Origin of the sequence: Mycobacterium lacus, from assembly GCF_010731535.1 — a bacterium.
Taxonomy (GTDB): domain Bacteria; phylum Actinomycetota; class Actinomycetes; order Mycobacteriales; family Mycobacteriaceae; genus Mycobacterium; species Mycobacterium lacus.
Genome location: NZ_AP022581.1, coordinates 1,998,470 through 2,011,694, shown reverse-complemented (window position 1 = coordinate 2,011,694; position 13,225 = coordinate 1,998,470). Strand labels below are relative to the sequence as shown.

The window sequence follows — 13,225 nt, the reverse complement described above, 5'->3', positions numbered from 1 at the left end:
GCGTCGACGCTCTCGCCGGCACCCGGACGCGTTGGTGCGGTTGGCGTTTCGGTCATCGATCTAGGACGCCGCGCCGACGAGCAGACCGTCCTGCAGATGCAGCACGCGGTCGGCGATCGTGTCGAGGCGGGAATCGTGAGTGACGATGACGACCGCCGAAGCCTGGGCCCTGGCGGCCGCGGCGAGCTGTGCACTGACCTTCTTGCCGGTGACGGAATCGAGGTTGGCGGTTGGCTCGTCGGCCAGGATCAGGTCCGGTCCCATGGCCAGCGCGCGGGCGGCCGCGACCCGCTGTTTCTCCCCACCGGACAAGGCCGGCGGCCGGTGGTTGGCGCGGTGCGCCAGGCCGACCGACTCGAGCAGCTCGTTGGCCCGTGCCATCGCGATGGCCTTCCGGACTCCCGAATAGCGAAGGGGCAAAGCGACATTCTCGGCGCTGGTCAGCGAGTGCAGCAGGTTGTAGTCCTGGAACAGATACCCCAGGCGGATGAGGCGCAGATTCGCGCGCTCGCGTTCGCAAAGCCGGCTTGCGTCCTGGCCGCCGATCAGCACCGAGCCGGAATCGGGCGTCAGAAGTAGGCCCATCACCAAGAGCGCCGTCGTCTTGCCGCCACCGGACGGTCCGACCACGAGGACGACCTCGCCACGGTCCACCGACAACGTGACGCCCCGCAGCGCGTGCACCGCGGCCTCGCCGGTTCCATATTGGTGTCTCACGTTGGTCAGTTGCAGCACCGGGCCGGAAGTGTGGTCCAGCACGGGTTTACGGCAACTGCCACACTTGGGCGCGGACACGTCTTCTTGGCACACCGAGCAACGCATGTGGGCTCCTACCTTCTCGGATTTCGAGGGATTTCAACGTCGGAAGGCCGCCGCGGGGTCGAGTCGTGATACGCGGCGCAGCGGCAGCAGTGATCCGAGGATCGCCATGACAGCGGTGGCGCCGGCCATCGCCGCGAGCATCGTGGGTGTGATCTGGACGGTGACATCGCCCATCCGATCACGGATGGCGAACTGCGCCGCGTAGGCGATGCCGGCGCCCACCAGATACCCAAGTCCGACGATGACCGCGGCCTGGCCAAGCACGGTGCGGCGCAACTGGGCTGGGCGCACCCCAAGGGCGCGCAGCACGCCGAAGTCGGCCAGCTGTTCGGTGGTGACCGCCAGCACCGTCAGCCCCACCAGCGCGACTCCCACCAGCGCGGCGATGGCGATCATAGTCTTGAGCGGACGGCCGATCATCGACACGATGATGGCGCGGCTATTGTCGGCGAACGCGGCCGAGGTGAACGCGTCCATGCCGGGCACGCCCTTGCGTATCGAGGCCGCGATTCGCTCGGAGCCGTAGCCGTCCTTGGGCTGTACCAGGAAGTAGGACACGCGATTTCCGGCGCGCAGCAGTCGCGCGGCGTCCTGCAACGAGACGAACGCGTAGAAGTTGCCGATGGCGGCGGTTTGATTGGACAGGCCGACCACCGTGAAATGTTCGTCGACAACCTGTACCTTTTCGCCGACGTGAATCCCGTTTTTCCTGGCCAGTACCCGGTCCAGCACGACCTCGCCGGGGTGCTGAATGTTGCGGCCGTCCGCAAGCGACCACGGTCCCCCCACGCCGGTGTTCGGGTCGTAGCCGAGGACGAAATACGCGGTGTGCGAGCCGTCGTGGACGAAGTCGGACGGGAGCCCGAGGATCGGATCGACCGATCCGACGCCGGGAACGGCCGCCAGCCGGGCTGTGCCGTCGGCGGGCAGCCACGACACCGCCTTGAACATCTGGGACACGCCGGGCTGCACCACCCACACCGCTCTGTTGGAATGGTCGATGTACGTGGTGACCTGGTTGGTGGTGCCGACGAAGATGCCGCACATCACCAGCACCAGCAGCACCGCGAACCCGACTCCGCACACCGAAAACACAAACCGGGCACGCTCGGCGACCAGGTTTTTCACCGCGACGATCACCGCAGGCCCCGCTTCCCACCGGCGATCCTGCGGAGCCGCTCGACCGCCCGCGTTGTCGCCGACACGACGCGGTCGACGTCGGTCTCGGACACATCGGGTCCGAGCGAGAAACGGACGGTGGATCGCGCCGCGTCGTCATCGATGCCTTGGGCGGTGAGCACGTGCGAGACCGAGTCGTGCCCCGCATGGCACGCCGACCCGGTCGAAACGTAAATGCCTTGCATGTCGAGCACATCGGCAAGGGTGTCGGCACGGACCCCGTCGAAACGCACGCTGACCGTCTCCGCCAACACCGGCTCGGTGACGTTGCTCCGAACCCCGCCGGCGCCCGCAAGACCAAGGAGCAATCGCTCACGGAGCTCTCGCATCCGCAAGCGGTAGCTCATCGACATCCGTGCCAGGCAGACGTCGGCGGCCGCGGCCATTCCCATCGCGCCGGGCACGTTCTCCGTGCCCGCCCGTCGCCCGTTCTCCTGGGAGCCGCCCCGCACCAACGGAAGCAGGCGATGGCCGTGGCGGACGGCGAGGGCGCCGACACCGCGTGGGCCACCGAACTTGTGGGCCGACACCGACATCAACGACGCGCGCACCGTGGCGAGGCTGAGCTTTCCCGCGGTGTGCACGGCATCCACATGCAAAGCGACGCCGGCGCCGGACGTTACCGCGGCGATCTGGTTGATCGGTTGAATCGCGCCGGTCTCGTTGTTGGCATGCATCACCGAGACCAGCAGGGTGTCGGGCCGCATCGCCCGAGCGATTGCCGCCGCGTCGACATGACCCGAGGGATTGGGGTCCACGATCGTCACCTCGACACCCAATTGCGCTAGCGCACGGGCATTCTCGAGAATGGCCGAATGCTCGATGGATGTCGTCACAAGATGTCCGGAGAACCTGCGCGCGGCGAAGGTTCCCCATAGCGCCATCGTGTTGGCCTCGCTGCCGCCGGAGGTCAGGACCACCTCGCTGGGCATGACACCGAGGAGCAGGGCGATCGACCGCCGGGCCCGGTCCAGCGCCTCGGCGGCCGCCCGGCCGGCGCCGTGACCGCTCGACGGGTTGCCAACGAGCAGCTGGCCGGCGTTGACGGCTCGGCGCGCGGCCGGGTGCAACGGTGCGGTGGCGGCATAGTCCAAATACACGGCCGCGGTGGCGCCTTCGGGCGCCAGACCCTTGCTAGCGAGCGACGACAGTGTTGGCATCGCGGTCAGGGGCTGGGGACGATCCGAAGGTAAGGGAGGGGGGATTTCCAGCCGTCAGGATAAAGCTGGCGAGCCTGGTCGTCGGAGACCCACGGCGCGATGATCACGTCGTCACCCTGACGCCATTGAGCCGGGGTGGCAAGGCCGTGTGTGGTGAGCAGCTGAAGGGAATCGATCACCCGCAGCACCTCGTCGAAGTTGCGGCCGGTTGTCATCGGATAGACCAACACGAGCATGATGACTTTGTCGGGCGCGATCACGAAAACATTGCGCAGAGTGGCGTTTTCCGCCGGTGTGCGTTCGGTGGGGTCGCCGGCCGTATCTCCGGGCAGCATGCCGTAGGCCTTCGACACGGCGTAGTCGGTGTCGGCGATCAATGGATAGTTGGGAGCCGTGCCCTGCGTATTCGCGATGTCCTCGGACCATTTGGCGTGGTTGTGAAGCGGGTCGGTGGATAGGCCGATGATCTTGACACTGCGGCGGTCGAATTCGGGTTTGATCCGCGCCATGTGGCCGAGCTCGGTCGTGCATACCGGGGTGAAGTCGCGCGGGTGGGAGAACAGCACCGCCCAGCTGTCGCCGATCCACTCGTGGAACTTGATCGGACCGTGCGTGGTCATGGCCTCGAAGTCGGGGGCGATGTTGCCGATCGTCAGCGTCATGAGCGAACTCCAATCCGGGGGGTTGCAAGGATGGTGGGAATGGTGGGAATGGTTGGCGAACCTTCAACCGCGGAACGCTGCCGCGGGGTCGAGTCGTGATAGGCGGCGCAGCGGCAGCAGTGATCCGAGGATCGCGATGACAGCGATGGCGCCAGCCGTCGCCGCGAGCATCGTGGGCGTGATCTGGACGGTCGCTCGGCGACCAGGTTTTTCACCGTGACGATCACCGGAGCTGGCCGTTCGCCTGGCTGCTAGCAGGTGGCGATTGTGTCGGCATCGTCGTGAATTCCCTTGCGGTAGTTGTCGGCAAGCCGGTGTGCCGCGTCGGCACCCAGGGTTGCCACATGCTGTTGCTCGGGTCGCAGCCCGCCCGACCATTGACGCAGTTGCGCGACCTCAAGACCGGCCACATCGTCGATCCGCATGTCGCGCAGGCGTTCGGTCAGGATTGACGCAATCGCGAGGGCAGCCGAACAGCCGTATGCCTCGAATCTGACCTCGCTGACGACGTCGTCCTGGACGCGCGCGGTGAGCAGGATGCGGTCGCCGCACACCGGGTTCCCCACAAACGCGGAGGCGTCGGCGCTCGAGAGCCGGCCGCAATTGCGGGGATTGGTGAAATGGTCGATCGCCGTGGCGCTGAATCGAGGCATCGCTATGCCCGAACCGCTGTGTCCGCCAGCCCGCACTCGGTGACGACTTCTCGCGAGTCGATGTACTTTTCGATGCTGACAGCGCAGCACCCCAGTTCGGCGCCGTGCCGGCGGCGCCGGAACCGCACCGTTTGGCCGGTGCGACCGCACGGGCAGTCGCTGTCGTCCACCTCGCCGATGTCGTCGGACAACAGGAACCCGGGATATGCGGTATTCAACGCGTCGAGGATGGCGATGCCCCCGGTCCTGCCCGGTCCGAGTTCGATTGTGGGATCAGCGATGTCGCGGACAGACACGTAGCACCAGGGGGGCACATGCTTGCGATGGTGCTCACACTCGATGGCCAGCATGTTCGACTCGATCATCCCGTACATGTCGCGGATGCGGGCGCGGTCGATTCGGAAAACGCGCTCGGCCTTCTCGTTGAACTCGTCGCGGCTGATGGATCGCCCCGTGTATTGCTTCCACCCGCCGAGCATGATGATCAGCGAGTCAGGGTCCAGGGACAGCGGAATGGATTCCAGTTCCATAAATCTCATGAGCCTGGCGATGATGAATGGTGGCCCGACGATGTGCCGTGTCATCTTCTGCTCCCACTTGCGCAGGTAGGCGAGCGCTTCCTCGGGGTCGAAGGAATAGTCACGTACGACATAGCTGTGGTCGTCCAGCATGCCGGTGAGCAGATTGAAGACCTTGACCATGCCCATCTCGGGGACTTCGGCCGGCGACGGACACAGGAACAGTCCGGCGCCCTGGGAGATACCGAAAAAGTCACGGTAGCAACCGAATATCCCCGTCGACGCCCGGGTCACGGTCGTCGCATCCCGCCTGGCGACCGACGGCACCCCACTGGTGCCGGTCGACCGGATCTCGATCTCGATGTCCTCGAGACCCGTGGTCAACAGGACGTGCGCGCCGGCCTGTTTGAACATGCCGACCGGCAAGAGCGGAATCCGGTGCAAGTCCGCGAAGCCGGCGACATCATCGGGGCCGACCCGGGCGGCGTCGCATTGCGCCCGATAGAACCGGTTCGCCTCGAAATGCACGGCAAATGCCGAACGCACCGCAGCGGTGAGCGATCGTTGCCACTCGGACCGCGGCACGCGCAGCGCGTCGCCGGGCATCCCCAGCATCGTCACCAAATCCATCAAACAGCTCCTTCGAGAGGCCGCACACGGGCGATAAGCCCCGCCAGGGTCATCGTCTACTACGCAACGTAGTACTTGCCGTCGCAATCAATCAGTGGCGAGTCGCGTCTCTGGGTGGGTAGTCGCGATAGGGGGGCAATGAGTTCCTGTGACCTAGACCACACCCCCTGGGCGCGGCCGAACCACCTGCCCCCGGGTCAGGCGTGAAATAGTATGGCGCCGAACATAATAGCCATCCCCGCGGCCATCGTCACGAACCATCCGGCGGCCGGCAGGAAGAACACCGCTGGCCCCGCTGCCGGCAAGTGTGTGGCCCACGGCCAGGCCATTACCGCCATCCGATCGCCATCGATGGCCGAGGTCCACGGTCGGCCTTCGGCGCGGATGGCGAAGCCGGATACGGCCGCGCTCAGCACGAATAGTCCGGTGATCGCCCAACGCAGCAGGACATCACCGATCATGCGAGGCTGGGCCGATCAGCGGTGGGGTTCTCACCAAAATCCATGCGCTCCGGCACTGGTCGGTGCCGACAATCGAAGGTCGCCGACCACCCGCGCGTGGCCTGCGGATAACGGCCGTAAGCTGCAGGGGTGCGGACTGACGAGCCGACCGAACAGACGTCGTCGGCGCTGCGATCACCCCGACCGATCTCTGTGCGGATAGCACAGATGATAGGTGGCGTGCTGGTGGCCTCGGTCGCGGTCGCCGCCTACGGGCTGGTCTCCGGGGCGCACCGCTATACCGCGGCCGGCAATCCGTATCCCGGCGGACTCGTCGGCGTCGCCGAACCGGTCGGGTGGTTCGCCGCGTCGCTGTCGGGTGCGCTGTGCCTCGGGGCGTTGGCCTACGTGGCCATGATGTCGCGGCCGCAACCGGATGGCCTACTTGATGCCGGGGCGTTCCGGATCCACCTGCTAGCGGAGCATGTTTCGATCGCCTGGCTGTTGCTTGCCACGGCGATGGTGCCAGTCCAGGCCGCCAACGACTCCGGTGTCACGCTACCCGAGCTGCTCGGTGGCGCAGCGCTATTGGATTCCATTGCCGCCTCGGAGACCTCGCGCGGGTGGATCGTCAGCGCGATCTGTGCGCTGCCGGTTGCCGTGACGTTGCGCTTTATCACGCGTTGGGCCGGTCACGTTGTGCTGCTGATCCCCGCCTTGATTGGGGTGATTGCGACCGCGGTGACCGGTAACGCGGGGCAAGGACCCGACCATGACTATGCCACCAGCGCGGTGATCGTGTTCGCGGTCGCGGTCGCCATGCTGACCGGGCTGAAGGGCGCCACCGTGATAACGCGGGCGGCACCAAATCGCCCCGTGCTGGTGGTGCAGGTTGTCTGCGGATTGCTCGCGCTCGGGTATGGAGCGGTGCTGCTGTTCCTCCTCGGCTCCGGTGGGGCGATCGGCTCGGACTTCGGCCGGCTCGGTCTGGTCGCCGGGATTCTGTTGACGCTGGTGTGCGCGTCGGACTGCCGGGCGTTGGTCGTCGCCGCGCGATCCCGGCCACCCGGTCGTGGCTCGGGAATCACCGCGTTGGCCATGGTGGCCGTGACGGCGGCACTAGCCGCGATGGCCACACAGACCGCGCCGCGATTTCTCACCCACAGGTTCACGCCATGGGACGTCTTCTTGGGCTACGAACTGCGGCAGCCGCCGAGCGTCCTTGGCCTGCTGACCGTCTGGCGCTTCGACGGCTTCATCGGGGCTGCCGCGATGGTCCTTGCCGTCGGATATGCGGTGGGCTTCGTCCGCTTGCGTCGGCGCGGCAACGACTGGCCGGTCGGGAGATTGGCGGCGTGGCTGATCGGTTGTGCCGCACTGGTATTCACCAGCAGCTCGGGTGTACGGGCGTACGGGTCGGCGATGTTCAGCGTGCACATGGCCGAACATATGACGTTGAACATGTTCATCCCCGTCCTGCTTGTGCTCGGCGGGCCGGTCACGTTGGCGTTACGGGTGTTGCCCGCCGCCGGTGACGGACAGCACCCCGGCCCCCGCGAATGGCTGACCTGGCTGCTGCACTCCCGGGTCACGACCTTCCTGTCCCACCCGATCACGGCCTTCATCCTTTTCGTGGGATCGCCGTATATCGTTTACTTCACACCGCTGTTCGATACCCTGGTTCGCTATCACTGGGGCCACGAGTTCATGGCCGTCCACTTCCTGCTGGTCGGCTATCTCTTCTACTGGGCGATCATCGGTATCGACCCGGGGCCGCGCCGACTCCCCTATCCGGCACGGATCGGGCTGCTGTTCGCGGTGATGCCGTTTCACGCGTTCTTCGGAATCGCGCTGATGACAATGACGTCGGCGGTCGGTGGTGGGTTCTACCGGTCGGTCAATCTGCCCTGGCTGGAGAGTATCGTCGCCGACCAGCACCTGGGTGGTGGAATCGCCTGGGGTGCAACCGAATTGCCTGTCGTCCTGGTGATCGTGGCGCTGGTGGCCCAGTGGGCACGTCAGGACCGCCGGGTCGCCATCCGCGAGGACCGGCACGCGGACAGCCGCTACGCCGATGACGAGCTGGACGCGTATAACGCGATGCTGCGGGAGTTGTCCCGGATGCGGCGATGAAGCACTCGCAGCTAGAACGCTGCTGATGTAGTCCCCCTGGCTGGTCGGCGCAACGGCAAGCTGGTCACATCGGTCACGCGAGTCTCCTCGGGTTGGCGTGTTCGTGGTGCCCACCTCGCAGCGACAAATCCCTTGCGTTCCTTACGTTGTCGCTGTGAGCCGGGCAAACCATGTACCGCCTCGACCCAGATGCCTGCGGCAGATGTGACTACCGCAGCCCAGGACACTCGTGACTAATCGACTATCGAGAAGTTCCCGCGACCGGCCAGCGCTGCCTGAACCTGCGCGCGGGTGAGTTCGACATCGGTGGAAATCCGCACCGTCGATGTGCCTTCGGTGTCCAGGTCGACGCTGACCGCGCTGACGGAACCCAACGAGCCCAGCGCGGTGGTGACGGTGTCGACGCAGCCCTGGCAGCGCAGTCCGTTGAGGGAGAAAGTCTGTTCAGCCATGGCTCAACTGTATTGGGGTGTATCGGTGACCAAAATTCCGCAGCCGCAAGCTATTTGAAACAACAAAAAACGACGAGAACGCCATAGCGGCACCGGCGATCAGCGGGTTGAGCAGCCCGGCGGCGGCGACCGGAATCGCGGCGACGTTGTAGCCGAACGCCCAGACCATGTTCAGCCGGATCGTCCGCATGGTTGCCCGCGCGAGATCCAGCGCCTGCGGAACGATATCCAAATCGTCGCGGACCAGGACGATGTCGGCCGCGCCGATCGCGACATCGGTGCCACGCCCGATCGCCAGACCCAGATCCGCGCTTGCCAGGGCCGGGCCGTCGTTGATCCCGTCGCCGACCATCGCGACGATCTGCCCCCGATCGCGCAGTTGGTGGATCAGCTCAACCTTGCCTTGCGGCAGCACATCTGCCACGACGGTGTCGATGCCGACCCGGGCCGCCACCGCGTCGGCGGCGGCCCGGTTGTCGCCGGTGAGCAGAATCGGGAGCAGCCCGCGGCGGCGCAAGGCGGCGACGGCGTCGGCCGCTGAATCCTTGACCGTGTCGGCGACCGTGATGGCACCACGGACGACACCGTCAACCGACACGAAAACGACTGTCTCGCCGCGGGACTCGCCCTCGCGCCGGGCGGAATCGAGAACGGCGTCGGCTGTCGAATTGCGGGTGACCCAGGACGGCTTCCCGACTTCGACGCGGCGTTCCCCCACGACTCCCGATACCCCGCACCCGGCGATCGCCGCAAAGTCGGTGACTGGGGCCGGATCGGGAGAAGCGGCCACGATGGCCGTCGCCACCGCGTGCTCGGAAGCCGCCTCGACGGCGGAAGCCAACGCGAGAACTTCGTCGGAGCCACACCCGCCGGTCGATGTCACCGAGCTCACCGTCAAGTGCCCGACCGTCAGTGTGCCCGTCTTGTCGAAGACCACGGTGTCGATGCCATGGATGGTTTCCAACGCCCGGTAGCCCTTGATGAAGATCCCCAACTGCGCGCCCCGTCCGGACGCGACCATCATGGCGGTGGGGGTGGCGAGCCCGAGCGCGCACGGACAGGCGATGACCAACACCCCGAGCAGCACCGAGAAAGCGCGGTCGGGGCCCGCTCCCGCGGTCAGCCATGCCGCGGCCGAGAGTCCGGCGATGACGAAGACCGCCGGTACGAATACGGCCGCGATGCGATCGGCGAGCCGCTGAGCCCCGGCCTTCGACGCTTGCGCCTCCTCGACAAGGCGGACCATTGCGGCGAACTCGGTGTCGGCGCCGACCGCGGTGGCCTCGACTACCAGGCGGCCGTCCAGCACGACGGTGCCGCCGACGACGGTGGCGTCCGGATACGCACGGACGGGGTTCGCCTCACCGGTCATCGCGCTCATATCGATTGCCGCCGTGCCGTTCACAACGACGCCGTCGGCGGCGATGGTCTCGCCGGGCCGAACGACGAATCGTTGTTGGGTTTTCAGTTCTTCGGCCGGTATCACCAGCTCGGCCCCATCGGGCAGCAGCACCGTCACGTTCTTGGCACCAAGGGCGGCCAGGGCCCGCAGCGCGCTGCCGGCCTTGGATTTGGCACGGGCTTCGAAGAACCGGCCGGCAAGGACGAAGACGGTGACTCCCGCGGCGACTTCGAGATAGATCGAGTCGCTGTGCAGGATCGCCTGCCAAATTCCGTGGGTTTCCCGGGGGGGCTTGTGGACCAAGACCGTCGAAAGCGACCAGGAGGTGGCCGCCACGATGCCCACCGAGATCAGCGTTTCCATGGACGCGGTGCGGTGGCCTGCGTTGCGCACCGCGACCCGGTAGAAGGGCCAGGCGGCCCAGGTCACGATGGGCGCCGCCAGGGCGACCAACAGGTACCCCCAGCCGCCGAACCTGGTGGTGGGCACCATCGCGAACATGGTCGACAGATCGGCCAGTGGCACGAACAGCACGGCTGCGACTATCAGCCGGCGCAGCAGGCTGCGGGCATGGTCGGCGTCGGGATCCCGGTCGGGGGCGGCGGACTCCTCGTGCACACCCGCCTGGTATCCGGCCTGCTCGACCAGCCGGCACAGTTCATCGACCGGGATGCCGACGGCGTCGATGGTCGCAACTCGGGTGGCGAAATTGACCGACGCACGCACGCCGGGGACCTTGTTCAGCCTGGTCTCGACGCGGCTCGCGCAGGCCGCACAGGACATGCCCGAAACGTCCAGCCGGACACGCCGCGCGGAGTCAACGTCGGGGTCGGTCACCAGCGGAGCGGTCACGGCCCTCCTCGGATCGGCATAGTTGGCACCCGTCAGCGTACAAGCGCAGGTAAGGTCACCGCCGTGCAGGCAGAATTGCGGTTTGACCGGTGGTTTCTTCCCCTGTCGGTGCCTCTTGGGCTGGGTCCGGCAAGCAGCGAGCTGCGGGTCGATGCGGGCAACCTTCACGTCAAGATGGGCTGGGCGTTTACCGCCGACATCCCGCTGGCCGCTATCAAGAAGGCCGAGGTGAGCAACGCGCGGGTGTTCAGCGCGGGCGTCCACTTTTTCGGCTCCCGGTGGCTGGTCAACGGGTCGCGCAAGGGCCTGGTGGCGCTGACGATCGACCCACCGGCGCGGGCGAAGGCGGTGTGGCGAAAGTCGGTGACCGTCGGCACGTTGGTCGTCAGCGTGACCGACCCTGAGGCGTTCGTCGCCGCGTGCACCGCGAAGTAGCCCGCTTCAGTGGGGGCGCCCGCCCCCGTGCGCTGTGAGCCAATCTCGTTGGCGACGGACGAACCCCGCGTCGACGACGTTCCCGTGGCCTGGGACGTAGATGGCGTCGGGCCCGCCGATCGCGAGTAACCGATCGAGCGTCGCGGGCCAGGCCGCCACGTCGGAATCGGCGTCGATGGAGGGGTCGGCGGATTCCTCGACGAGATCACCGGCGAAGACCACGACGGGGTCCCTTTCATGGTCGGCCGGGGGCGCCACCACGATCAGGTCCGCGGTGGTGTGGCCGCGGCCCGGGTGGGTGACCGTCACGGTGCGATCGCCGAGGCCGATGACGGTGTCGAGGATCCGATGCCGCGGCGGCCGCAAGGCCGCGATCGCGCGGTCGATCTCCGCCGCCTGCGCACCGTAGCTCAGCGCGTCCTCGCGCAGCAGGCCGGCCGCCGATTCCAAGTATTCGGCAACCCCAGGTGCGCAATAGCTCTCGGCGTCGGCGAACATCGAGGAGCCCAGGACGTGGTCGAAGTGCTTGTGCGTCAACACAATATGCGTCACGTGGCACCCCGTGATCTGTCGGACGTCCGCGTCGATCGCGGCCGCTTCGGTGAGCGTGGTGCCGGTGTCGACGACGAGCGCTCCGGTGCGGCCCCGCACCAGCCCGATCGTGACGTCGCAGAACGGCAGACGACAGCGATGCACGCTGCCGGTCAACCGCTCCCAGTCGCAATGCACGGTGAGCAAGGTAGCCGCACCCCCGGCCGAGCAGACGCAGAAGCCCCCCAAAAGGGCCCTTTTGGGGGGCTTCTGCGTCTGCTCGCCGGCCGGACTGTGCGACGATCGGCGGGTGGCAGTCCCGCCCGCAGCGTCCCAACAAGGAGGGCACACATGCGTGTGGTCGTGATCACCAAGCATGGCGACCCATCGGTCTTGCAGGTGCAGCAGCGTCCCGACCCGCCGCCGCCGGGCCCGGGCCAGCTGCGAATCGCCGTCCGCGCCGCCGGGGTGAACTTCGCCGACCACCTCGCGCGTGTCGGCCTGTACCCCGACGCGCCGAAACTTCCGGCGGTGGTCGGTTACGAAGTCGCCGGGACGGTCGAGGCCGTCGGCGACGGCGTCGATGCCAACCGCGTGGGCCAGCGTGTCCTGGCCGGCACGCGATTCGGTGGCTACGCCGAAATCGTCAACGTCGCGGCAAGCGACTCGGTGGTGCTGCCCGATGCGTTCAGCTTTGAGCAGGGCGCCGCGGTGCCGGTCAATTACGCGACGGCGTGGGCGGCGCTGCACGGGTACGGATCGCTGCGCGCCGGCGAGCGGGTGCTGGTACACGCGGCGGCGGGTGGCGTCGGCATCGCGGCCATTCAATTCGCCAGGGCGGCCGGCGCCGAGGTGCATGGCACCGCATCGCCGGGAAAACACAAGAAGCTCGCCGAACTGGGGGTGGACCAGGCGATCGACTACCGCCGCGACGGCTGGTGGAAGGGCCTCGGGCCGTATGACATCGTGCTCGACGCGCTCGGCGGGACCTCGTTGCGGCGGTCCTACGGCCTGCTGCGCCCCGGCGGAAGGCTTGTCGGCTACGGGATTTCGAACATGCAGCAGGGCGAGAAGCGCTCGCTGCGCAGGGTGGCTCCACACGCGTTGGCCATGCTGCGGGGCTTCAACCTGCTCACCCAGCTGGAGGAGTCGAAAGCCGTGATCGGCCTGAACATGCTCCGACTGTGGGACGATCGCGGCACGCTGGAGCCCTGGATCACGCCGCTGGCCAAAGCGCTCGACGACGGCATCGTCTCCCCCATCGTGCACGCGGCGGTGCCATTCGCCGACGCCGGTCGGGCGCACCGGATCCTGGCGGCACGAGAAAACGTCGGCAAGGTTGTGCTGGTGCCGTGA

Annotated in this window: 13 protein-coding genes; 3 read left to right on the top strand and 10 right to left on the bottom strand. The window is 67.0% G+C overall.

The window, feature by feature from the left end:
• Positions 1-60: 60 nt before the first annotated feature.
• The 7 genes from G6N24_RS09235 to G6N24_RS23865 form a co-directional block, all read right to left on the bottom strand.
• Positions 61-684 (bottom strand): ABC transporter ATP-binding protein, encoded by a 624-nt coding sequence (locus G6N24_RS09235; protein WP_308204416.1) that lies wholly within the window; start codon positions 682-684, stop codon positions 61-63.
• Positions 685-855: 171 nt separating this feature from the next.
• Positions 856-1,962 carry an ABC transporter permease gene (locus G6N24_RS09230; RefSeq protein ID WP_085159508.1) on the bottom strand — a complete coding sequence of 369 codons (1,107 nt, stop codon included), beginning with the start codon at positions 1,960-1,962 and terminating at the stop codon, positions 856-858.
• Positions 1,959-3,095, bottom strand: coding sequence for a cysteine desulfurase family protein (locus G6N24_RS09225; protein ID WP_232070785.1), 1,137 nt, complete (start codon positions 3,093-3,095; stop codon positions 1,959-1,961). The genes G6N24_RS09230 and G6N24_RS09225 overlap by 4 nt, the downstream gene beginning before the upstream one ends.
• 71 nt (positions 3,096-3,166) lie before the next feature.
• Positions 3,167-3,823, bottom strand: coding sequence for a peroxiredoxin (locus tag G6N24_RS09220; protein ID WP_085159503.1), 657 nt, complete (start codon positions 3,821-3,823; stop codon positions 3,167-3,169).
• Positions 3,824-4,074: 251 nt separating this feature from the next.
• Positions 4,075-4,476, bottom strand: coding sequence for an iron-sulfur cluster assembly scaffold protein (locus tag G6N24_RS09215; protein WP_085159516.1), 402 nt, complete (start codon positions 4,474-4,476; stop codon positions 4,075-4,077).
• Between the two features lie 2 nt (positions 4,477-4,478).
• Positions 4,479-5,624, bottom strand: a complete 1,146-nt coding sequence (locus G6N24_RS09210) for a LuxE/PaaK family acyltransferase (protein WP_085159501.1) — start codon at positions 5,622-5,624, stop codon at positions 4,479-4,481.
• 197 nt (positions 5,625-5,821) lie between these two features.
• Positions 5,822-6,085: a DUF5134 domain-containing protein gene (locus G6N24_RS23865; protein ID WP_085159498.1), complete on the bottom strand. Its 264-nt coding sequence runs from the start codon at positions 6,083-6,085 to the stop codon at positions 5,822-5,824.
• A 129-nt stretch (positions 6,086-6,214) separates the two neighbouring features.
• Between G6N24_RS23865 and G6N24_RS09200 the strand changes: the two genes are divergently transcribed.
• Positions 6,215-8,197 carry a cytochrome c oxidase assembly protein gene (locus G6N24_RS09200; protein ID WP_085159495.1) on the top strand — a complete coding sequence of 661 codons (1,983 nt, stop codon included), beginning with the start codon at positions 6,215-6,217 and terminating at the stop codon, positions 8,195-8,197.
• A gap of 233 nt (positions 8,198-8,430) precedes the next feature.
• Here the strand turns inward: G6N24_RS09200 and G6N24_RS09195 are convergent, their stop codons facing one another.
• Together G6N24_RS09195 and G6N24_RS09190 are read right to left on the bottom strand one after the other, a co-directional pair.
• A complete protein-coding gene (locus tag G6N24_RS09195) occupies positions 8,431-8,649 on the bottom strand; it encodes a heavy-metal-associated domain-containing protein (protein WP_085159493.1) in 219 nt (72 codons plus the stop codon).
• Positions 8,642-10,903, bottom strand: coding sequence for a heavy metal translocating P-type ATPase (locus tag G6N24_RS09190; RefSeq protein WP_085159491.1), 2,262 nt, complete (start codon positions 10,901-10,903; stop codon positions 8,642-8,644). The genes G6N24_RS09195 and G6N24_RS09190 overlap by 8 nt, the downstream gene beginning before the upstream one ends.
• Positions 10,904-10,966: 63 nt before the next feature.
• Here G6N24_RS09190 and G6N24_RS09185 point away from each other — a divergent pair, with 63 nt between their 5' ends.
• A complete protein-coding gene (locus G6N24_RS09185) occupies positions 10,967-11,338 on the top strand; it encodes a hypothetical protein (RefSeq protein ID WP_085159489.1) in 372 nt (123 codons plus the stop codon).
• A gap of 6 nt (positions 11,339-11,344) precedes the next feature.
• Here G6N24_RS09185 and G6N24_RS09180 read toward each other — a convergent pair whose 3' ends face one another.
• Positions 11,345-12,067 (bottom strand): MBL fold metallo-hydrolase, encoded by a 723-nt coding sequence (locus G6N24_RS09180; protein WP_085159514.1) that lies wholly within the window; start codon positions 12,065-12,067, stop codon positions 11,345-11,347.
• Between the two features lie 153 nt (positions 12,068-12,220).
• Between G6N24_RS09180 and G6N24_RS09175 the strand changes: the two genes are divergently transcribed.
• On the top strand, positions 12,221-13,225 hold the full coding sequence (locus tag G6N24_RS09175; protein WP_085158096.1) for a zinc-binding dehydrogenase: 1,005 nt from the start codon (positions 12,221-12,223) through the stop codon (positions 13,223-13,225).